Source organism: Mycobacterium lepromatosis (assembly GCF_000975265.2).
GTDB lineage: Bacteria > Actinomycetota > Actinomycetes > Mycobacteriales > Mycobacteriaceae > Mycobacterium > Mycobacterium lepromatosis.
The window spans coordinates 2,592,387-2,617,091 of record NZ_CP083405.1 but is presented as its reverse complement, the minus strand read 5'-3'; the positions used below and the strand labels follow the sequence as shown (position 1 = coordinate 2,617,091).

Below are 24,705 nucleotides of genomic sequence, written 5' to 3'. Positions count from 1 at the left end.
GTCTAGTGGTCGCGGATCGGACGGCGTGCATCGCTAACTGTTGTCTACCCCGTGACGCCATGACCGGTGCAGTTGGAGTAGGTGTGAATCTCGTTACAAATTGGACATCAGTCCCGAAGTTGGCCGCAGGCGCCCCGTCTAACGCTAAATAGCACTTGGCCGACCATCGTCTACCGATTTACCACAGGTCATACCAACGGCAGCAGAAATCGCGAGTAGGGACCAGTACGTCTAGCTGATAGAGTAGAAGCACCTGTCGACGGCGTGGACGATAGCTGGGAAGCATATGGATTTTCCAACCAATGCACGCAGCTGTCTCAGGAAGAGATTATCCTAACATGTTAAGTGAAGTGATTGTAGGGGGGGAATTGTTATGGGGAGCAAGTTTAGTCAAGGGCCAGTATGGTTTGACACCATGCAGATGGGCTTCGGTAGGCACGTAGACGTGCTTCGATAGCAGAGCTGCGTAATCGTCAGAACAGCCTGGTCAGCTCCGCTCGCGTAGTTTCCCAGCGTCGGGAAGTCGAGCTATGTGATCCATCGGGGGGTAGCACAGTTCAGCTACATCATGAACGCGGTTAGGCCAAATGAGCTGTCAAAACCGAACGGAAGGTGGAAGGTAAGGTGTGGTATGGTCGCAACCAACTATTCCGTCCCCGCTTTGCTGAAAGAACGGGCGGATCAGCAGGCTGACACTACCGCCTACACATACATCGATTACGGGTCAGACCCGAAGGGTTTTGTTGAGAGTTTGACGTGGTCCCAGGTTTACGTGCGTGCATGCGTCATTGCTGAAGAACTCAAATTGTGTGGTGTGCCCGGTGACCGAGTCGCAATTTTGGCTCCACAGGGACTGGAATACATTATCGCGTTCTTAGGGGCTCTCCAGGCTGGATGTATAGCGGTACCTCTTTCGCCACCGCAGTATGCGATTCACGACGAACGCGTTTCGGCGGTGCTCCGGGATTCCCAACCGGTCGTTATTCTTACGACTTCGTCCGTCGTTAGTGACGTGGCGAAATATGTATGTGAACAAGATGGGTGGAACGCTCCGTCTGTAATTGAGATTGATTTGCTTGATTTGAACGCGTCACTCCAGCTTCAAGAGGTCCCCCAGCTTTCTACCAACCCGGCTTACCTCCAATACACGTCCGGTTCGACACGCACGCCAGCCGGTGTTATGGTATCGCATAAAAATGTTATCGCTAACGTTAAGCAGGGCCTGAACGACTATCTCGGCGATGCCGCAAAAGCTCTGACAATGACCGCGGTGTCATGGCTTCCCCTTTTTCACGACATGGGGTTGATTCTTGGGATTTTTACGCCAATGGTCGTGGGGCGAAGTGCGGTGTTGTTGAGCCCTATGTCGTTTTTGCGGCGCCCCGCTTGTTGGATGCAACTTCTCGCAACTACCCGAGCTTGCTTTTCTGCAGCACCGAATTTTGCCTTTGAGTTGGCCGTGCGTAGAACGTCCGACGACGACATGACCGGGCTCGACCTCGGCGACGTGGCCGGAATCATCAGCGGCAGCGAACGAGTCCATATCGCAACGGTGAAACGTTTCACCGAGCGCTTCGCTCGGTTCAATCTCAACCCCACGGTGGTACGACCCTCGTATGGGCTTGCGGAAGCTACTGTGTACGTGGCGACTCCGGAACCCGGCACCGCGCCTAAGGCGGTTCGTTTTGACTACGAATACCTGACGGCCAGTCAGGCCAAGGCCCGTCGAGTCGAAGGGAATGTTGCGACCGAACTCATTAGCTACGGCTCCCCTGACGCATCGGCTGTGCGAATCGTCGATCCAGAGAGCATGATCGAGAACCCGGCTGGAACGGTTGGGGAGATCTGGGTACAGGGCGACCATGTTGCCATGGGATATTGGCGGAAGCCCGAGCAGACTGCACGAACGTTCAATGCAAAGATCGTTAACCCCGCGCCCGACACTTCGGAAGGTCCGTGGCTGCGGACCGGAGATCTGGGTGTTATCTCCGACGGTGAACTATTCATCATGGGCCGCATCAAAGACCTGCTCATTGTCGATGGTCGCAACCACTATCCGGACGACATCGAGGCGACGATCCAGGAGATCACCGGAGGTCGGGTCGCGGCGATCACTGTGCCGGATGACCTCACCGAGCAGCTGGTGGCGATCATTGAATTCAAGCAACACGGAGCGTCCGCAGAAGATCAAATGCACAAAGTCCATTCGGTGAAGCGTGAAGTCACATCCGCTATATCGAAGTTACATAGCTTGCATGTGGCCGACCTCGTTCTGGTGTCACCGGGCTCGATCCCAATCACCACAAGCGGCAAGGTCCGACGTTCATCCTGTGTTGAACGTTATCGCAGCGACGGATTCAAACGGCTGGACGTGACGGTATGACGGTGCGCATTGGTGACGAAGCCGATCTTTGCCACTGGCTAGTCAACTACCTGGTGACGAATATCGGCTGTGCACCGAATGAGGTCGATCTCGATCTATCACTGGCCGACTTAGGTCTGAGCTCTCGCGATGCAGTCGTGCTGTCCGGGGAATTGACCGATTTGTTGGGTAAGACCGTATCCCCGATCGACTTCTGGGAGCATCCGACGATCAACGCGTTGGCCACCTATCTCATTGCTCCCGCCCCTGACCCCGAATCGGAATTGACGCTGAGGCGCTCGGTCCAGGGTGCACTCGAGGAGCCGATAGCTGTCATCGGGATGGGGTGTCGTTTCCCAGGGGGGATATCTGGTCCAGAAGCGTTGTGGCAGTTTCTGTGTGACCGTCGTTCCTCGATAGGGCAGGTTCCCAACGAACGGTGGGAGCTCTTCGACGACGGCTCGCCGGAAGTAAAGACACTGCTCGCCCGTACCACGCGGTGGGGCTCATTCTTAGAGGACATTGACGCCTTTGACTCGGAATTTTTCGAGATCTCACCCAGCGAAGCCGACAAGATGGATCCGCAGCAGCGCCTTTTGCTGGAAGTGGCTTGGGAGGCGTTGGAGCACGCGGGAATTTCATCCAACTCGCTGCGTCGTTCGCAGACAGGAGTATTCGCCGGATCATGCCTGAGCGAATATGGCGCCATCGCTTCCACCGATCTCCCGCAAGTGGACGGCTGGAGTAACACGGGTGGCGCGATGAGCATCATCGCGAATCGCCTTTCGTATTTCCTCGACTTACGTGGTCCATCGGTGGCGGTTGATACGGCGTGCTCGTCGTCGCTGGTGGCGGTGCACCTGGCCTGCCAGAGTTTACGGACCGCGGATTCCAACCTGGCCATTGCGGCAGCCGTGAATTTGCTGTTGTCCCCGGCGATATTTCGTGGCTTCGATCAGGTCGGGGCGTTGTCGCCGACCGGTCGTTGCCGCGCTTTCGATGCGGCCGCTGACGGGTTTGTGCGCGGTGAGGGTGCTGGCGTAGTGGTGCTTAAACGGTTGACCGATGCGCAGCGCGACGGTGATCGGGTGCTTGCCATTATCCGGGGTTCTGCTGTCAACCAGGATGGCCGCTCCAACGGGCTGATGGCTCCCAACCCGGCGGCCCAAGTAGCGGTTCTTCGCACCGCGTATGCCAACGCAGGAATGCCACCGACTGCCATTGACTACGTCGAAACTCACGGGACTGGGACTCTGTTGGGGGACCCGATCGAAGCGCGCGCCTTGGGCGCGGTGCTGGGTCGGGGACGTGCCGAGGATTCTCCGCTACTCATTGGGGCTGTCAAGACCAACCTGGGTCACTTGGAAGCAGCTGCGGGCATCGCGGGCTTCATCAAAGCAGTGCTGGCGGTGCAGCATGGCCAGATTCCGCCGAATCTGCACTTTGAAAGCCCGAACCCGCATATTCCCTTTGGCGAGTTGCGGATGAAAGTTGTTGATAAGCAGATGGAATGGCCAGATACAGGGCATCCGCGGCGCGCGGCGGTGTCATCGTTTGGCTTGGGTGGGACGAACGCGCATGTGGTCATTGAGCAGGGTCCCGAGCTGACATCGGTGACCGAATGCAGTTCCAACACTGCGGTGTCGACGTTGGTGGTGACGGGTAAGACCGCGCAGCGGGTGGCAGCGATGGCAAAGATGCTGGCCGATTGGATTGACGGGCCCGGTGCTGAAGTGGCGTTGGCTGATGTGGCCCACACATTGAATCATCACCGGTCGCGGCACGCCAAGTTTGGCACCGTGGTTGCCCGTGATCGGATCCAGGCGGTGGCTGGATTGCGGGCGTTGGCCGCCGGCAAACAGGCGCCCGGTGTGGTCGGGCCGCAGGATGGTAAGCCGGGGTTGGGGACGGTGTTTGTGTACTCGGGGCGTGGTTCGCAGTGGTCGGGGATGGGGCGTCAATTGCTGGCCGATGAACCGGCTTTCGCGGCTGCGGTTGCCGATTTGGAACCGATGTTTGTTGTCCACGCCGGTTTCTCATTGCACGATGTGCTCGCTAATGGCAAGGAACTGGTTGGTATCGAGCAGATCCAGCTGGGTTTAATCGGCATGCAGCTGACACTGACCGAGTTGTGGCGTTCCTATGGGGTGCAACCCGATTTGGTGATCGGGCATTCGATGGGTGAGGTGGCCGCCGCCGTGGTGGCTGGGGCGCTTACCGCCGCCGAGGGGCTGCGGGTGACAGCCACTCGGTCGCGGCTGATGGCTCCGCTGTCCGGGAAGGGAGGCATGGCCCTGCTCGAACTCGACGCTGCCGAGACGGAGGCGTTGATCGTCGATTATTCTCAGGTGACGTTGGGTATTTACAATTCTCCGCGCCAAACGGTGATCGCTGGGCCCACTGAACAGATCGATGAGTTGATTGACCAGGTGCGTGCGCAGAATCGGTTTGCCAGTCGGGTCAATATTGAAGTCGCCCCGCACAATCCAGCGATGGATGCGCTGCAGCCGCAGATGCGTTCCGAGCTCGCCGATTTGGCCCCACGAACTCCAGCGATTCCGATTCTTTCCACCACCTACGCTGACCTCGGCTCGTGCCCGGTGTTCGATGCCCAGCACTGGGCCACCAACATGCGCAACCCAGTGCATTTCCAGCAGGCGATCATGACTGCTGGAACTGACCACGGCACCTTCATCGAAATCAGTGCACACCCGCTGCTAACCCAAGCCATTACTGACACCCTGCACTGCACCCAGCACGGCACCCGGTACATCAGCATCGGGACCTTGCAACGCGACACCGATGACACCATCACCTTCCACACCAACCTCAACAGCGTCCACACCGCCCACCCACCACACACCCCTCATCCTGCGGAACCACACGTAACTATCCCCAGCACTCCCTGGCAGCACACCCGTCACTGGATCACTCGGAAACGTTCGGTCAACTCTGTTGGATTGGCTCCTCAGGTGGGCACACTACTTGGCCAACATACCGCGGTCTTCGGCAGTTTGCCCATTCACTTGTGGCAGGCGCGGCTGGCGCCGCAGGCCAAACCCTATCGGGGCTGGCATCGATTCCATGGTGTTGAGGTGGTACCTGCTTCTATTGTACTGCGCACAATCCTTTGCGCTGCAGCAGAATTGGGATATTCGACGCTATCCGAGGTCCGATTCGAGCAACCCATTTTCGCTAATCGACCTCGTTTGATTCAGGTTGTCGTCGATAACCAATCGGTCAGCCTGGCCTCAAGTCCTGTCACCGAAACTTCCCAGAATCGGTGGACGCGGCATGTGACCGCGCAGCTTTCTTCAGCATCGATGCGTTCCACGGTTCCATCGCACCATCCGGATCAGATTAACGGTCATCTTGAAGTGATTTCAGACCCGATTCCCGACGTAGTCACGCTGCTCGCGTTGCGTGGGGTCGACGGCCTGCCTTTCGAGTGGTCCGTCAAGTCCTGGGCGCAAAAGACGCGGCAGTCAACTAGTCGCAAGGTCGAGATCGAGTTTCCCGATACCCTTCCCGATGGGGCTGTCGCGCCGCTACTCGACGCCGCAATTCTTGTCCCCGTGCTGGAGGACATGACCGAAACGCAGCTTTACGTGCCGGCAAGCATTAAGCAGGTGTGGTTAGGCGACACCGCTACAGGACCATGTGGTTCGGTGATGCTGAATCGCACCGCTCGCGACTACGACGGGATCACTGTCGATGTCACTGTCGCCGACGGCAGTGGGGTGCCGTGGGCGTTGATGCGGTCACTTCGGTATCGGGCGCTAGACTTTGACAACGCGCAACACCCGGGTTCGGCTGTTTTCTTTGAATCCCATGCGGATGCCGGTACAGATGCCAAGGATTTTGTACATACGATCGACTGGCAACCGCGGACTGATCTGGCTTGCTCCACCACCCCGGTAGCCGGTGCGGGATCCGTCGCGGTAATCGGCGATGACGGCGCTGCGCTTGGCGTGCGCCTCAAGGAGGCGGGCTACACGCTGGTTACGTCAGCGGATGGGGTGTCTGATGTACGTTACGTCGTTTACGTCGCCGATTCCCACCCGGCAACCACTTCCGAGACCGACGTCGACTTTGCCGTGCGAATCACTGCCGAGATCAGCGGTTTGGTGAGGGCTTTGGCGAAGCGGGAGCCGGGCAAGCCTGCAACACTGTGGATCGTCACACGCGGAGTTCACGAATCGGTAGCCTCGTCCGCGTTACGCCAGAGCTTTTTGTGGGGTTTTGCGGGCGTCATCGCCGCGGAGCATCCTGAGCTGTGGGGTGGACTCGTCGATCTTGCGGCTAATGAGCTTGGAGCCGATCGTGACGACATTCTCGACCAATCTGGGCCGACGCTTGCCAGTCTGGTTCAAACACCAACTAGGTCGATCCTCGTATTACGTGACGGCGTCGTGCGTGCCCCGACGTTGGTGCCGATCCAAAGTGAGCCGGTGCGCAAATCTTTGCAATGCAAGTCCGATGGGGCCTATCTCATCACCGGTGGAATGGGCGCACTTGGTCTGCTGATGGCCGATTGGCTCGCTGACCACGGTGCTCGTCGACTGGTGTTGATGGGCCGTACACCGTTACCGCCAAGAAGGGACTGGGAACTCGACACTCTCAACGCCGGACTGCGTCAAAAAATCGATGCGATTTGCGCCCTGGAGATGCGTGGAGTGACAGTCGAAGCCGTTGCGGTTGATGTCGGACGCCACGACGATGTGCAGGCCTTGTTGGCCAAGCGTGACCGTGACGGTGCCGCGCCGATCCGGGGGATCATTCATGCGGCAGGCGTTACGAATGACCAACTAGTGACCAACATGACCGACGATCCGGTTCGTCAGGTTATGTGGCCTAAGATCGCCGGCTGCCAGGTGCTGCACGAGGTCTTTCCACCTGGCAGCGTGGACTTCTTCTACTTGACCGCTTCGGCCGCAGGAATATTCGGTATCCCGGGTCAGGGCTCTTACGCTGCCGCCAATTCCTACCTGGACGCGTTGGCTCGTGCGCGTCGCCAACAGGGCTGTCACACTATGAGCTTCGATTGGGTAGCCTGGCGCGGGCTTGGATTCGCCGCTGATGCGCAGATTGTCAGTGACGAGTTACAGCGAATGGGGTCGCGTGACATCACGCCCTCGGAGGCTTTCACCGCATGGGAGTACGTCGATGCCTATGACTTTGCACAGGTGGTTGTGCTGCCAGTCCCTAGGTCCTATGGGTCCGCCGGATCGACTGCCGGGGACAGCGATCTAGTTCCGAAACGAAATTGGTCGCAGATGGAGGCCGCCGAGGTACGGAAGGAGCTTGAAAGTGGTTTACGGACCATCATCGCCGCAGAGCTCCGGGTGGCTGAGGCGGAGTTGGACACCGACCGACCATTTGCCGAACTTGGGCTCAACTCCCTTATGGCAATGGCAATTCGGCGTGAAGCCGAGCAGTTCATTGGGATAGAGCTGTCGGCCATTATGCTGTTCAACCACCCAACCATTGCTTTACTAGCCGCGTATCTGACAAAAGTTGTCGCACCGCAGTACGATTCGCAAGGAGACGAGATGTCCGCCTTATCCGCCTCGGCAGGAGGCGTATTGGACAGTCTCTTCGACCGCATCGAATCGACCTCGACTGAGGCCGAGGGGTTGGTGTAATGAAGACCGCTTTCAGTCGAATTTCTGGCATGACCGCGCAACAGCGCGCTGCTCTTGTCGAAGAATTCACCAAGCTCTCTCGGATTGCGGTGGCAGAGCCCATTGCGATAGTGGGGATCGGTTGCCGTTTTCCTGGGGATGTGACGGGGCCGGACAGCTTCTGGGATCTGCTGATCGACGGCCGCAACGCAATCTCGAGAGTGCCACCTGATCGTTGGGACGCGGATGCGCTTTATGACCCCGACCCGTTGACGCCGGGGCGGATGACCACGAAATGGGGCGGTTTCATCCCCGACATCGCGGGCTTCGACGCGGAATTCTTCGGTATCACTCCACGCGAAGCTGCAGCGATGGACCCGCAGCAGAGGATACTACTCGAGGTTGCCTGGGAAGCTCTCGAAAATGCTGGAATCCCAACGGATTCCCTAGGCAACAGCCGAACCGGCGTGATGATTGGTGTCTACTTCAACGAATACCAATCCATGTTGGCCGCCAGTCTGGAGAATGTAGACGCCTACAGCGGAACCGGAAACGCTCACAGCATCACTGTCGGCCGAATCTCCTATCTGTTGGGGCTGCGTGGTCCATCGGTGGCGGTTGATACGGCGTGCTCGTCGTCGCTGGTGGCGGTGCACCTGGCCTGCCAGAGTTTACGGCTACGCGAAACCGATCTGGCCCTCGCCGGCGGAGTGAGCATCACGCTGCGCCCAGAGACGCAAATCGCAATTTCTGCATGGGGATTGTTGTCTCCGCAGGGCAGATGTGCGGCGTTCGATGCAGCCGCTGACGGGTTTGTGCGCGGTGAGGGTGCTGGCGTAGTGGTGCTTAAACGGTTGACCGATGCGGTTTGTGACGGTGACATGGTGTTGGCGGTGGTGCGCGGTTCTGCTGTCAATCAGGATGGCCGCTCCAACGGCGTTACAGCTCCGAATACGGCGGCGCAGTGTGATGTGATCACCGACGCCTTGCGTGCTGGCGACGTCGCGCCCGAAAGCGTGAACTACGTTGAATCCCATGGTACCGGCACAGTGTTGGGGGACCCGATCGAATTCGAGGCCCTGGCGGCCACATATGGCCGCGGTGAGAGCGCATGTGCGCTGGGGGCTGTCAAGACCAACCTGGGTCACTTGGAAGCAGCTGCGGGCATCGCGGGCTTCATCAAAGCAGTGCTGGCGGTGCAGCATGGCCAGATTCCGCCGAATCTGCACTTTTCGCAATGGAATCCCGCCATCGACGCTGCATCGACTAGGTTCTTCGTCCCCACCGAGCAATCCTCGTGGCCGACCTCGGCAGGTCAGGCAGGGCCGCGGCGCGCGGCGGTGTCATCGTTTGGCTTGGGTGGGACGAACGCGCATGTGGTCATTGAGCAGGGTCCCGAGCTGACATCGGTGACCGAATGCAGTTCCAACACTGCGGTGTCGACGTTGGTGGTGACGGGTAAGACCGCGCAGCGGGTGGCAGCGATGGCAAAGATGCTGGCCGATTGGATTGACGGGCCCGGTGCTGAAGTGGCGTTGGCTGATGTGGCCCACACATTGAATCATCACCGGTCGCGGCACGCCAAGTTTGGCACCGTGGTTGCCCGTGATCGGATCCAGGCGGTGGCTGGATTGCGGGCGTTGGCCGCCGGCAAACAGGCGCCCGGTGTGGTCGGGCCGCAGGATGGTAAGCCGGGGTTGGGGACGGTGTTTGTGTACTCGGGGCGTGGTTCGCAGTGGTCGGGGATGGGGCGTCAATTGCTGGCCGATGAACCGGCTTTCGCGGCTGCGGTTGCCGATTTGGAACCGATGTTTGTTGTCCACGCCGGTTTCTCATTGCACGATGTGCTCGCTAATGGCAAGGAACTGGTTGGTATCGAGCAGATCCAGCTGGGTTTAATCGGCATGCAGCTGACACTGACCGAGTTGTGGCGTTCCTATGGGGTGCAACCCGATTTGGTGATCGGGCATTCGATGGGTGAGGTGGCCGCCGCCGTGGTGGCTGGGGCGCTTACCGCCGCCGAGGGGCTGCGGGTGACAGCCACTCGGTCGCGGCTGATGGCTCCGCTGTCCGGGAAGGGAGGCATGGCCCTGCTCGAACTCGACGCTGCCGAGACGGAGGCGTTGATCGTCGATTATTCTCAGGTGACGTTGGGTATTTACAATTCTCCGCGCCAAACGGTGATCGCTGGGCCCACTGAACAGATCGATGAGTTGATTGACCAGGTGCGTGCGCAGAATCGGTTTGCCAGTCGGGTCAATATTGAAGTCGCCCCGCACAATCCAGCGATGGATGCGCTGCAGCCGCAGATGCGTTCCGAGCTCGCCGATTTGGCCCCACGAACTCCAGCGATTCCGATTCTTTCCACCACCTACGCTGACCTCGGCTCGTGCCCGGTGTTCGATGCCCAGCACTGGGCCACCAACATGCGCAACCCAGTGCATTTCCAGCAGGCGATCATGACTGCTGGAACTGACCACGGCACCTTCATCGAAATCAGTGCACACCCGCTGCTAACCCAAGCCATTACTGACACCCTGCACTGCACCCAGCACGGCACCCGGTACATCAGCATCGGGACCTTGCAACGCGACACCGATGACACCATCACCTTCCACACCAACCTCAACAGCGTCCACACCGCCCACCCACCACACACCCCTCATCCTGCGGAACCACACGTAACTATCCCCAGCACTCCCTGGCAGCACACCCGTCACTGGATCACCACACTGCTGGCAAGCACGACCGCGCTGCAACCTCTCGACCGCAACAGGGTTATGACGTACGCGACCGGAATTGGAAACACGGAACTCGATGGCTGGATCTACCAGCTTGATTGGCCCGCTCGCCCCTTGACAAGTGAGCCTGGTGCGACGTGGGCCAGCAACGGCTCGTGGCTGGTGGTGTCCGATGCCGGACTGTCGGACGAACTGGCCCGGTTGGTGGTATTGGCTGATCCTGCATCCCGGGTCGAGTGCCTCGCCCCCTCGGTGCTTGATCATGATGTGAGCACGTTGGACGACCTGCATAAAGCTTTACGGGGTGTGGACAACGTACTCTATGCGCCGTCGGTCTCGACCGAATCTGTTGACCCCGTCGATCCGGAGTCCGGGTACCGGCTGTTTCATGCGGTGCGACGGTTGGCGGCCGCGATGGTTATGGGTACTTCGAAACCAAGACTTGTCGTCGTGACTCGTAATGCTCAACCCGTTGCAGTAGGTGAGCGTGCCAACCCCGCCCACGCGGTGTTGTGGGGCTTTGGCCGAACATTGGCGCTGGAACATCCCGAAATTTGGGGTAATATCATCGATCTCGATGCGTCGATGCCTCCCGAGTTGGCTGCCCGGTGCATATTGGACGAAGTCGCCGGCCAGGACGAAAAAGACCGAGAAGACCAGGTTGTTTACCGAGCGTGTCTACGCCGCGCACCACGGCTGCAGAGGCGAACTGTATCCGCGGTGTCGCCGGTGAAGCTGAGTTCGGGGCAAGCTACCACCCAGCTCGTCATCGGGGCCACCGGAAATATCGGACCGCACCTGATCCGTCAGCTCGCCGCGATGGGGGCCACGACGATCGTCGCCGTGTCCCGCAGTTCCAGCACCCGGCTGGTGGAATTGGACAAGAGCCTCGCCGCAACCGGGACGAACCTCATCTCGGTTGCTGCGGATGCAACCGACCCCGCCGCGATGACCGCGTTGTTCGATCGATTTGGAGTGGATCTGCCTCCGTTAGAGGGAATCTACTTAGCGGCCTTTGCTGGCCAGCCGGTCTTGTTGAGCGACATGACCGATGACGATGTGGCCGCGATGTTCCGACCCAAACTTGACGTCGCATCGTTGTTGCATCGTTTGTCGCTGAAACAGCCTGTAAAATACTTTGTTTTGTTCTCTTCGATCTCAGGTCTCATAGGCTCGCGATGGCTGGCGCACTACACCGCGACCAGTACCTTCCTGGACATTCTGGGCTACGCCCGGCGGCTGGTCGGATTGCCGGCCACTGTCGTGGCCTGGGGCTTGTGGAAATCGCTGGCCGACGTGCAGCAAGACGCGACCCAGGTAAGCGCTGAATCCGGCCTGCAACCCATGACTGACGACGTAGCTATCGGGGCGTTGCCGTTGGTGATGAATCCGGAAGCGCCAGTGTATTCGGTTGTGGCGGCGGCTAATTGGCCGATATTGGCCGCTGCATACCGGACACGCGGGGTGTTACGCATGGTCGATGACCTGTTGCCCGCGCCGGGCGAGGTACCAATTCAGGAAAGTGAATTCCGCAAAGCCCTAAGGACCTGCCAGGCGGAACGTCGACACGACATGTTGTTCGACCACGTCAGTGCCCTAGCCGCCAAGGCGATGGGGATGCTTCCCGCTGAAGCACTCGACCCGTCGGCTGGCTTCTTCCAACTCGGCATGGATTCGCTGATGAGCGTGACCCTGCAGCGAGCTTTGTCGGACAGCCTTGGCGAGTTCCTGCCGGCTTCTGTCGTTTTTGACTACCCGACCGTGTACAGTCTTACCGATTATCTGGCCACCATCCTGCCTGAACTCCTGGAACCAGAAGCACCGTCTGGGCTGACAACGGGCGAAGCATATGACGAATTCACTGAATCCGAGTTGTTGGATCAACTTTCGGAAAGGCTAAGAGGAACGCAATGACCGCCGCGACACCTGATCGCCGGGCTATCATCACTGAGGCGTTGCACAAGATCGATGATCTCACCGCACGCCTGGAAATCGCCGAAAAGTCCAGCACTGAACCGATCGCGGTGATCGGCATGGGGTGCCGATTCCCGGGTGGGGTCAACAACCCCGAGCAGTTCTGGGATCTGTTGTGCGATGGCCGAAGCGGCATCGTTCGGGTTCCTTCCGACCGGTGGGATGCCGACGCTTACTACACGGACGATCACACCGTGCCGGGCACGATATGCAGCACCGAAGGTGGTTTTCTTACCGGCTGGCAGCCTGATGAGTTCGATGCGGAGTTCTTCTCAATCTCCCCGCGCGAAGCATCGGCAATGGACCCACAGCAGCGGTTGTTGATTGAGGTTGCCTGGGAAGCGTTGGAAGACGCGGGTGTCGCGCCGCACACTATTCGTGGGACTCAAACCTCGGTATTCGTCGGTGTCACCGCTTACGATTACATGCTCACGTTGGCAGGCCGGTTGCGGCCCGAAGATCTCGACGCCTACATACCAACTGGCAATTCGGCGAACTTCGCTGCTGGACGGTTGGCGTATATCCTTGGGGTTCGTGGACCGGCGGTGGTCATCGACACCGCTTGCTCGTCGTCGTTGGTGGCGGTGCACCTGGCATGTCAGAGCTTGCGTCGCCGAGAAAGCGACGGGGCTTTGGTTGGTGGAACCAATCTGCTGCTTAGCCCGGGCCCGAGCATCGCATGTTCGCGCTGGGGGATGTTATCTCCGGAGGGGCAGTGCAAGGCCTTCGATGTGTCCGCCGACGGGTATGTGCGTGGCGAGGGTGCCGGAGTGGTGGTGCTTAAGCGGTTGGATGACGCGGTGCGCGACGGCAACCGCATCCTCGCCATAGTGCGTGGTTCGGCAGTCAACCAGGACGGCGCTAGCAGCGGAGTGACCGTTCCCAACGGGCCAGCGCAGCAGGAGTTGTTGCGCACCGCGTTAGCGTCGTCGAAGTTGACGGCTGCTGACATTGACTACATCGAGGCCCATGGAACGGGAACGCCGTTGGGTGATCCAATCGAACTCGATTCGCTGAGCAAGGTTTTCAACGGTCGGGAGAGCCGGGAGGGCTCTGCTCCATTGGTGATCGGGTCGGTGAAGACTAACCTCGGCCATCTGGAAGCGGCGGCCGGGATCGCGGGGTTCATCAAGGCAGTGCTGACTGTGCAACGTGGTTTCATTCCGCGGCACCTCAACTTTCGTCAGTTGACAACATACGCCAGTGAGGCTGCATCGCGGCTAAACATTGCGTCCGAAGGCCTCGAATGGCCAACTACCGGTCGTCCTCGCCGGGCGGGGGTGTCGTCGTTCGGCGTCAGCGGGACGAATGCACATGTGGTGCTTGAACAGGCACCAGACCCGGTGGCAGTGCCGGCACCTGGTTCGGCGCTGCGCCTTGTTCCAGCGGTGTCGACGCTGGTGGTGTCGGGTAAGACGGTGCAGCGGGTGGCTGCGACAGCATCAGTACTGGCTGATTGGATGGAAGGCCCTGGAGCGGCGGTGCCGCTGGCTGATGTTGCGCACACCCTGAACCACCACCGGGCCCGGCACATCAAGTTCGGCACTGTGGCGGCTGTTGACCGGGGCCAAGCGGTGGCGGGGTTGCGTGCGCTGGCCGCGGGTCAATCCACCTCCGGTGTGGTGGCCCCCTGTGACAGCGTTGTTGGTCCGGGCACCGTGTTCGTCTATTCGGGACGAGGATCGCAGTGGCCCGGAATGGGTCGCCAACTGTTGGCCGACGAGCCGGCATTCGCCGAAGCTATTGCCAAGCTGGAGCCCGAATTTGTTGCACAAAAAGGTTTTTCGTTGTATGAAGTAATCGCCAGCGGCAAAGAGCTCGTCGGCGTCGAACAGATTCAGCTGGGACTGATGGGGATGCAGCTGGCGCTGACCGAGTTGTGGCGTTCCTATGGGATAGAACCCGATGTGGTGATCGGTCACTCGATGGGCGAAGTGGCTGCTGCGGTAGTGGCCGGGGCGCTGACTCCTGCTCAGGGGTTACGGGTCACCGCGACCAGGTCGCGGCTAATGGCACCGTTGTCTGGGCAGGGCACAATGGCGTTGCTCGAACTCGACGCCGTGGCCACTGAGGCGTTGATCGCCGACTGCCCGCAGGTGAGCTTGGGGATCTATGCTTCCCCGCGCCAAACCGTGATTGCCGGACCGACGGCTATGATCGATGCTCTGATTGACAAGGTGCGCCAGCAGAACGGTTTCGCCACCCGAGTCAACATCGAGGTGGCACCGCACAATCCAGCTATGGATGCGCTGCAACCTCAGATGCGTTCGGAGCTAGCCGATCTCACCCCGCAGCAACCCACCATTCCGATCATCTCTACCACATACGAGGATTTTGACAGCACCCCCGTCTTCGATGCCGAGCACTGGGCCACCAACATGCGCAACCCAGTGCACTTCCAGCAGGCCATCACTCACGCCATTAGCAACGTCGGCGGCGACTATCATACATTCATTGAGATCAGCGCACACCCCCTGCTCACGCATGCGATCAGTGATATTGTGCGCAGCACCGCCGGAACAGTCGACGAAAGTGCCTTCGTTGCCGGATATTTGAGCATCGGCACCCTACAACGCGACGCCCACGACACTCTCGAGTTCCACACCAACCTCAACGCTACGCACACCAGCCGCCCGCCCCGAACTCCTCACCCACCCGAACCGCACCCGGTGCTGCCCACCACCCCGTGGCAGCACACTCGCCATTGGATCAGTGCCACGTCGGCGGCATACCACAGGGCAGACACTCATCCGTTGCTTGGCGTTGGTGTCACTGATCCCACCAGTGGCACCAGGGTATGGGAAAGCAAATTGAGCCCTGATCTGCTGTGGCTGGGGGATCACGTTATTGACGGTCTTTGCGTACTGCCAGGTGCAGCCTACGCCGAGGTCACACTGGCTGCCGCGACGGACACCTTTCCAAACGAGCGAGTCGCACAAGATCAGCCGTGGATGATCTATGAGCTTGATCTTCATCAGGTTTTGCACGTGACCGAAGGCACTGTTCTCGTCACCACGCTCACCGGCGACGAGCAGCGGTGCCGGATCGAAATACGCACTCGGAAAGGCTTTTCGGGTTGGACCACTCATGCCACTGCCACTGTTGAACGTGCTGAGTCAGTGCACCCGTCGGATCGCCAGGGGCGCACCGCAACCCCGGCCGATGTGGTGGATGAACTGGGCCCCGACGACTTGTATCAGCGGCTGCGCAGCGCCGGTCAACAGCACGGTCCGGCGTTTCAGGGGGTCGTCGGGCTTGCGGTTGAAGAATCTGGTGCCGCCCGCGCTGAGGTGCGGTTGCCTTCGTCGGCGAGAATGGGTTCTTGCGCCTTCTTGTTGCATCCGGTGATGATGGATATTGCGTTACAGACACTGGGTGCTACCCGGGTGGTGACTGACTTAGCCGGAGGGTCGACCGCCCGGAAAGCATTGGTGCTGCCAGTACGTTTTGCGGGCGTGCATGTGTACGGCGATATCACTCGCGGTGTCTGTGCGGTCGGGTTGCTGACCGCAACCGAGGGCTTGGATCGGCTGGTCGGCGAAGTCGTCCTGACTGATCCGGACGGGCAACCGCTACTTGTCATAGACGAAGTTCAGATGACGGTGCTTGGAGCCGGCAGCGAAGCAACGGAACTCAACGATCGCCTATTCACGTTGGAGTGGGAGCCCGCACCGCTGTATAAGGAGGTTGCGAGATCTGCGGCGCAGGGTGGCCTGTTGTTGATCGGGGACGTTACCGCGGGTGACCCGCTGTTACCCGCTCTGCAGTCGTCACTGCGCGCCCGCTTGAGCGAAAGTGGGACAGCAGCAGTGGAGTTCGTCTCCGTTAGCGACGACGCGAAGCTGCAGGCGGCGATCACTCGAACCGACATCAGCTGGGATGGCATCGTCGTGGTGTATCCGCCGCGAGCGAACGATGAGTCGCTGCCTGATGATGTTCAACTGGAACTAGCGCAGACGCGCACACTCCAGATCGCCGGCTTGGTCCAAGCAGTGACGCGAATGGGTGCCCGCAAGAGTCCACGGCTTTGGATTGTTACCCGAGGTGCGCAGCAGCTCGACGCAGGCGAGTCAGTAACGTTGGCGCAGACCGAGCTACGTGGAATCGTCCGAGTGCTGACTTTCGAGCATTCGGAACTCAGAGCGACCCTGCTTGACATTGAAGCTAACGGCACCGACTCACTTGCCGACCTGACCGAGGAGCTGCTTACCGGCTCGGACCACGACGAGGTCGCCTACCGGGGCGGACAACGCTATGTCAACCGGTTGGTGCCGGCGCCCATCACACCGAAGGGCGAACTTGCAGGCGAAACTCGCCGCACGATCGTAGAACTGGGTGGCTTAGGCGCTGTCCGGTTGCAGATCGATCAACCCGGACGACTGGACGCATTGACGGTGCATCAGGTCAAGCGAGGCGAGCCGGAAGGCGATCAAGTCGAGGTTCGTGTCGTCGCTGCGGGACTCAACTTCAGTGATGTGCTCAAGGCGATGGGTGTGTACCCGGGACTCGACGGTAGCGAACCGGTGATCGGTGGCGAGTGCGTCGGCTACGTGACGGCCATCGGCGACGACGTTGACTCTGTCGAGGTTGGGCAGCGTGTTATCGCCTTTGGCCCTGGCACATTCGGAACACACCTGGGTACGATTTCCGATCTCGTCGTGCCAATCCCCGACACGCTATCTGATAAAGAGGCGGCCACGTTCGGTGTCGCGTACCTCACCGCCTGGCACTGCCTGTGTGAGGTTGGGCGGCTGTCCCCCGGTGAACGTGTGCTGATCCATTCCGCCACTGGTGGTGTCGGCATGGCTGCGGTTTCGATCGCCAAGATGCTTGGTGCCCGCATCTACACAACAGCCGGCTCGGATGCTAAGCGACACATGCTGTCCGAGCTCAGTGTCGAGTACGTCGGTGACTCGCGAAGTGTGGACTTCGCCGACGAGATACTCGAACTCACGGACGGTTACGGCGTTGATGTTATTCTCAATTCTCTTGCAGGAAAAGCGATCCAGCGAGGAGTGCAGATACTTGCTCCCGGAGGACGGTTCATCGAAATCGGCAAGAAAGATGTCTACGATAATGCCAACCTGGGCTTGGCTGCGCTGGCGAAAAGCGCGTCCTTCTCCGTGGTAGACCTTGATCTGAATCTGAAGCTGCATCCTGCGCGGTATCGTCAACTGCTGCAAAACATCTTGGCGCACGTGGCCGATGGTGGACTGCCGGTGCTTCCTATCACCGAATTCAGCCTGCATAACGCGGCCGACGCATTTCGGCTCATGGCATCCGGCAAGCACACCGGCAAGATCGTCATATCAATACCGCATGCGGGCAGCATCGACGCGATCGCTTCCCCTCCACCCGTTCCATTGGTCAGCCAAGACGGCGGTTACCTGGTCGTTGGCGGTATGGGTGGTCTCGGTTTCGTCTTCGCGCGGTGGTTGGCCGAGCAAGGCGCGGGATTGATTGTCTTGAACGGACGTTCGGCTCCCAGCGATGATGTTACGTTGGCCATAGCGGACTTGACCGCAGCGGGCCACCGGATTGAGGTGGTAACGGGCGACATCTCTGAACCCGGTACGGCGGACCGACTGGTGCATGCGGTCCAAAGTGCAGGTTTCCGGCTGGCCGGAGTCCTGCACAGCGCCATGGTTCTTGCTGACGAGATCGTGCTGAACATGACGGATTCTGCGGCGAGACGGGTGTTCGTTCCAAAAGTCACCGGCAGCTGGCGGCTGCATCAGGCTACCGCTGCGTTCGAAGTCGATTGGTGGCTGACCTTCTCCTCGGCTTCCTCGCTGCTCGGTACACCGGGGCAGGGTGCGTACGCCGCCGCGAATGCGTGGGTCGACGGCCTGGTTGCCTATCGGCGTTCGCTTGGACTGCCTGCCGTCGGAATCAACTGGGGCCCATGGGCTGAGGTGGGGCGTGCCCAGTTCTTCGCCGATCTCGGTGTCTCTTTGCTCACCGCCGAGCAGGGGTTGGCCGCGATGCAGACGGTGCTTGCCGCTGATCGTGCGCAAACTGGTGTGTTCAGCCTCGATGCGCGGCAGTGGTTCCAATCTTTCCCGGCTGTGGCGGGTTCATCGTTGTTCGCAAACTTGCACGACACGGCAACCCTGAAAAGCGGGGAGCGACGCGGCGTGGGCAAGATCCGTGCGCAACTGGACGCTCTCGACGCGGCCGAGCGCCCGGGACGCCTCGCATCGGCGATCGCCGACGAGATCCGCGCGGTGCTGCGCTCGAGCGATCCAATCGACCACGACCGGCCGCTGGAGACGCTGGGTCTTGATTCCTTGATGGGCTTGGAGTTGCGAAACCGCTTGGAAGCCAGTTTGGGCATCACGTTGCCTGTCGCATTGGTATGGGCATATCCGACAACTGCTGACCTTGCGGCCGCACTATGCGAACGAATGGACTATGCGTTACCGGCCGAGGCGCAGGAGGCGACCGACACGGACGCGGAACTCTCCAAAGCGGAAATGGACCTGCTCTCTGATCTGGTCGAGGCCAGCGAGTTGGAAGCCGCCGCAACGAGAGGCGAGTCATGACGAGCTTGGCAGAGCGTGCGGCGCAACTGTCGCCGAACGCACGCTCGGCACTGGCACGCGAACTTGTCCGTACCGGGACTGCTTTCCCAACCGACATTTCAGAGCCAATAGCGGTGGTGGGCATCGGGTGTCGTTTCCCGGGGAATGTAACTGGGCCGGATAGTTTTTGGCAACTGTTGGTCGATGGCGGGGACGCGATTAGCGAGGTCCCGCCGGATCGATGGGATGCGGATGCGTTCTACGATCCCGACCCGTCGGCGTCGGGGCGGATGACGACGAAATGGGGCGGTTTCGTTTCCGACGTTGACGCTTTCGATGCTGAATTTTTCGGTATCACACCTCGCGAAGCCGTGGCGATGGATCCGCAGCATCGGATGCTGCTCGAGGTTGCCTGGGAATCCCTTGAGCACGCTGGCATTGCACCGAATTCGCTGAACGGTACCCGAACTTCGGTGATGATGGGGCTGTCCTCGTGGGACTACACGATCGTCAATATCGAGCGCAGAGTCGACATCGACGCCTACCTGAGCACCGGAACTCCGCATTGCGCGGCAGTAGGACGGATCTCGTATCTGTTGGGATTGCGTGGTCCGGCGGTGGCCGTGGATACCGCGTGTTCGTCGTCGTTGGTGGCAATCCACCTGGCGTGTCAGAGCTTACGGTTGCGTGAGAGTGACTTGGCACTGGCCGGCGGTGTGCAGCTCATCTTGTCGCCCTTCACTGCCATCGCGTTGTCCAAGTGGTCGGCGCTATCACCGACCGGGCGATGCAATAGCTTCGACGCCAACGCGGATGGATTCGTGCGTGGCGAAGGTTGCGGAGTGGTGGTGCTCAAACGGCTAGCTGACGCGCTGCGCGACCAGGATCGTGTGCTGGCTGTGGTTCGCGGTTCGGCGACCAATCAAGACGGTCGGTCTAACGGCATGACCGCACCTAACGCGCTGGCGCAGCGAGACGTTATCACGACTGCCTTGCGGCTCGCGGATGTCACTCCCGACAGCGTGAACTATGTCGAAACACATGGCACCGGAACAGTGTTGGGAGACCCTATCGAGTTCGAGTCGCTGGCTGCCACCTACGGCCGCGGTGAAGTCTCGTGTGCTTTGGGGTCGGTCAAGACCAATATCGGCCATCTAGAGGCCGCCGCCGGAGTGGCCGGATTTATAAAGACGGTACTGGCGTTGCAGCGCGGGTACATCCCGCGTAATGTGCACTTTAATCGTTGGAACCCGGCTATCGACGCATCTACGACTCGGCTGTTTGTGCCTACTGAGAGCACGCCATGGCCGGCCGTTCCAGGTCCGCGTCGTGGAGCGGTGTCGTCGTTCGGTCTCAGCGGGACTAATGCGCATGTGGTGATTGAGCAGGCGCCAGACATGGCTATGCCGGAAGCCGTTGGTAGGAATTATGTTTCTGCTCTGGTGGTGTCGGGCAAGACGGCTATGCGGGTGGCATCGGCAGCCGCAGTGTTGGCTGACTGGATGTCGGGACCGGGCGCGGCGGCGTCGCTCGCTGATGTGGCGTACACGCTGAACCAGCACCGAGTCCGGCACCCCAAATTGGCTACTGTGCTCGCGCGTGACCATGCAGATGCCGTCGCGGGGTTACGGGCGCTGGCGGCCGGACAATCACGAGTGGGAGTGGTGGGGTGTGATCAGTATGCCGCTGGGCCCGGTCGAGTTTTTGTTTATTCGGGTCAGGGCTCGCAGTGGGCCGGGATGGGTAGGCAGCTGCTGGTTGATGAGCCGGCGTTCGCCAAGGCGGTCGCTGACCTGGAGCCCACGTTCGTTGCTCAGGTAGGTTTTTCGCTGCAGCAGGCACTCGCCTATGGCGACGAGGTGGTAGGTATCGGACGTATCCAGCCGGTGCTGGTGGGGATCCAGTTGGCGCTCACTGAGTTGTGGCGTTCTTACGGGGTGACGCCGGATGCCGTGATTGGGCACTCGATGGGTGAGGTGTCCGCGGCAGTGGTAGCCGGCGCGTTGACACCCGAGCAGGGCTTGCGGGTGATAGCTACCCGGTCCCGGTTGATGGCTAGGCTGTCGGGTCAGGGAGCGATGGCGTTGCTCGAGTTGGACGCCGACACCGCCGAGTCTCTGATTGCTGACTATCCTCAGGTGACGCTGGCAGTGTACGCTTCGCCGCGTCAATCGGTGATTGCCGGCTTGCCGGAGTCGGTGGATGCGGTGATCTCGGCGGTGGCGGAGCAGAATCGATTAGCGCGTCGCGTCGATGTTGAGGTAGCCTCGCACCATTCGATCATCGATCCGATTCTCCCCGAGTTGCGAAGTGCACTGGCGGATTTGGTTCCGCAGAAGCCGAGCATCCCGATAATCACCACTACTCATGAGCACACCCAGGCGGTGATGGATGCCGACTATTGGGCTGCTAATCTACGCAACCCGGTGCGATTCCACCAGGCCATCGCGCAGGCTGTTAGCGGCGTCGGTGGGTCCAGTCGTACCTGCCACTCTTTCGTTGAGATCAGCCCCCACCCCGTACTCACACACGCCATCACCGACATCGTCGGTGAGACCGGCGGCCATGTTGTCACGTCGGCGATGAACCGCGACCTCGACCAGACCCTGTTTTTCCACGCCCAACTCGCCACCGTCGGAGTGATCGGGTCAGACAGCACCAAGGGTCGATTGGTGGACCTGCCACCCACGCCGTGGCAGCACTCGCGATTCTGGGTTGCGGATCGATCAGCGATGTCGGAGCTGGCCGTGACCCATCCGCTGCTCGGTGTGCACATCGAGATGCCTGGCAGCGGAGACCACGGCTGGCAGACAGATGTCGGAACCGACGTATGCCCCTGGTTAGCTGACCACAAGGTGTTCAACCAGCCTATCATGCCGGCCGCTGCGTTTGCTGAGATTGTTGTGGCGGCGGCCAGCGAAGCGCTCGGTGTACCCGCTGGCGCTTCTGGGGCTGATGTTGTAATCAACCAGTTCGAGGTCGAACAAATGCTTCCTCTCGACAACCACACATCGCTGACGACGCAGTTGACCCACCACGGGGATAGCAAATTTCGGGTCGAGGTCTATTCTCGCTCACCTCGCGGTGATTTCTCTCGGCACGTCACGGCCAAGGTTGAGCACGTATCGCACAAGGCCACGCAACCGTATCAGCAAGCACCCGGTTCTTCGAACGGGGTAACCGTGTCTCCAGCCGATTTTTACGCCGTGCTACGGCAGACCGGTCAACACCATGGCCCGGTGTTTGCTGCATTGACCCGGATAACTCGGTTGCCCGACGGTTCTGCGGAAACCGAGATCACTCTTCCTGACGAGGCTCCCTGGCATCCCGGATATCGACTCCACCCCGTTGTGCTGGATGCGGCGCTGCAAAGCCTCGGTGTCGCAATACCTGACGGTGAGGCCGCTGGGTCGGCGGAAGCCAGCTACCTTCCGGTGTCGTTCGAGGCGATCCGCGTATACCGCGACATCGGTCGGCACGCCCGGTGTCGGGCACGTTTGGCCAACCTTGACGGGGGTACCGGCAAGTTGGGCAAGATCGTCTTGATTGACGACGCTGGTTACGTAGCAGCCGAAGTGGATGGTATTTACTTGCGACGCATTGAACGCCGTGTGGTGCCCTTACCGTTGGCGCAGAAGATCTTTGACGCTGAGTGGATCGAAAGCCCGATCACGGCTTCGCGGGCGTCGGAGTCGGTTACCGAGTCGGCGCGCGCAAGTTGGTTGGTACTTACCGACTGGAATCCTTCGATGAAATCCCTGACAGACGAATTCATCGCGGGATGGCGCTCACCAATGCGGCGGGTGCACACCGCCAATCTCTACGATGAATCGGCGGTGCTTGCCGCATTCGCGGAGACGGCGGGTGATCCAGAGCACCCACCTATTGGCGTGGTTATTTTCGTCGGCGGTGCGGCAACCGGGCTGGACGACGGACTGGTGCAAGCGCGAGATTCGGTGTGGTCGATTTCGGCTGTCGTTCGTGCGATCGTAAGCACGTGGCATGGTCGATCGCCACGGCTGTGGTTGATCACCGGTGGTGGTCTTTCTGTTCAGGATGACGAGCCGGGGACTCCCGCGACGGCCGCTTTGAAGGGCCTGGTACGAGTGCTTGCCCTAGAGAATCCGGACCTGCGCGCCACCCTGCTCGATCTGGATGCCACGGAAGATCAGATCGCGGTGCTGACCGCGGAACTGCAAAATTCTGCGAGCGAGTTCGGTGGCGATGATGTGATCGCGTGGCGGGGTCAACGCAGATTCGTCGAACGGCTGTGCAAGGCTACATTTGATGCTGGCAAAGACAATCCTGTGGTTCGCCCCGGAGCAGCATACATTGTGACGGGTGGTCTCGGCGGCCTTGGCCTAGTCGTTACCAGATGGCTGGTAGATCGTGGTGCCGGCCGGGTGGTTCTGGGCAGCCGCAGCGACCCCACTGAGGAACAGCGCAAAACTCTGGCTGACTTGGAAATTCGCGCTGAAATCGTGCTTGTGCGCGGCGATGTGACGTCGCCAGGTGTGGCCGAGAGTTTGGTCGCGGCGGCAGGACGAGCGGGCGGTCAGTTGCGCGGCATCGTGCACGGCGCGGCGGTCATCGAAGACAGTCTGGTGTTCACCATGACCAGAGAAAACTTGGAGCGAGTTTGGGCGCCTAAGGCCACTGGTGCGCTGCGGATGCACCAGGCCAGCGTTAGCTGTGAGCTCGACTGGTGGTTGGGGTTTTCGTCTGTTGCTTCGCTCTTGGGCTCGCCTGGACAAGCGGCATACGCATGTGCCAGCGCATGGCTTGACGCTTTGGTCACTTGGCGCAAGGCATCCGGTTTGCCGGCGACGGTCATCAATTGGGGTCCTTGGTCAGACGTGGGCGTCGCCCAGGCTTTGGTAGGCAGTGTTCTTGATACAATTACTCCGGCAGAGGGGATCGAGGCTATCGAATCGCTACTGGCTGCCGGCCGGACTCGCACGGGCGTTGCCCGGTTACGTGCCGATAAGGCTCTGGTTGCATTTCCAGAGATGCGCAGCATCAGCTACTTCACCTGGGTGGTTGAGCAGCTGGACGTGGCGGGTGAACTGGGTGACTGGGCCGGGCCTGACACGCTTGCCGATCTCGATCCGGCAGACGCCCAGCGTGTGGTGACCGAGCGGATGTGCGCGCATATCGCGGCGGTGATGGGCTACGCTGACCGATCAGCAGTTAATCCTGCTGTGCCGTTGACCGAGCTGGGGCTGGACTCCCTGATGGCGGTGCGGATCCGCAACGGTGTACGGGCGGACTTTGGCGTGGAGCCGCCGGTGACATTGATCTTGCAGGGCGCGTCCTTGCAAGACCTGACCGCCGATCTTGTGTGTCAGCTTGGGCTCGCGAGCCCAAAACAGGCGCTCGAGAATGCTGATACCGTTCGCGACCGCGCGCAACAGCGTGCGGCGGCGCGACATGGAGCCGTTATGCGGCGCCGACCTAAACCTGACGTACAGGGAGGATAG

General features: G+C 60.2%; 5 protein-coding genes. All 5 read left to right on the top strand.

Annotated features, from left to right (window positions below):
- The first annotated feature begins 631 nt into the window (after window positions 1-631).
- The 5 genes from fadD26 to MLPF_RS12450 are packed head-to-tail and all read left to right on the top strand — an operon-like array spanning window position 632 to window position 24,705.
- Window positions 632-2,383, top strand: a complete 1,752-nt coding sequence (gene fadD26 / locus MLPF_RS12470) for a long-chain-fatty-acid--AMP ligase FAAL26/FadD26 (protein WP_045843777.1) — start codon at window positions 632-634, stop codon at window positions 2,381-2,383.
- Window positions 2,380-8,007: a type I polyketide synthase gene (locus tag MLPF_RS12465; RefSeq protein ID WP_045843776.1), complete on the top strand. Its 5,628-nt coding sequence runs from the start codon at window positions 2,380-2,382 to the stop codon at window positions 8,005-8,007. The genes fadD26 and MLPF_RS12465 overlap by 4 nt, the downstream gene beginning before the upstream one ends.
- On the top strand, window positions 8,007-12,641 hold the full coding sequence (locus MLPF_RS12460; RefSeq protein ID WP_237817210.1) for a type I polyketide synthase: 4,635 nt from the start codon (window positions 8,007-8,009) through the stop codon (window positions 12,639-12,641). Before MLPF_RS12465 ends, MLPF_RS12460 begins: the two co-directional genes overlap by 1 nt.
- Window positions 12,638-19,246 (top strand): type I polyketide synthase, encoded by a 6,609-nt coding sequence (locus tag MLPF_RS12455; protein WP_045843762.1) that lies wholly within the window; start codon window positions 12,638-12,640, stop codon window positions 19,244-19,246. The genes MLPF_RS12460 and MLPF_RS12455 overlap by 4 nt, the downstream gene beginning before the upstream one ends.
- The gene (locus tag MLPF_RS12450; protein WP_045843761.1) at window positions 19,243-24,705 is read left to right on the top strand and encodes a type I polyketide synthase; all 5,463 of its coding nucleotides are present in this window, start codon (window positions 19,243-19,245) and stop codon (window positions 24,703-24,705) included. The genes MLPF_RS12455 and MLPF_RS12450 overlap by 4 nt, the downstream gene beginning before the upstream one ends.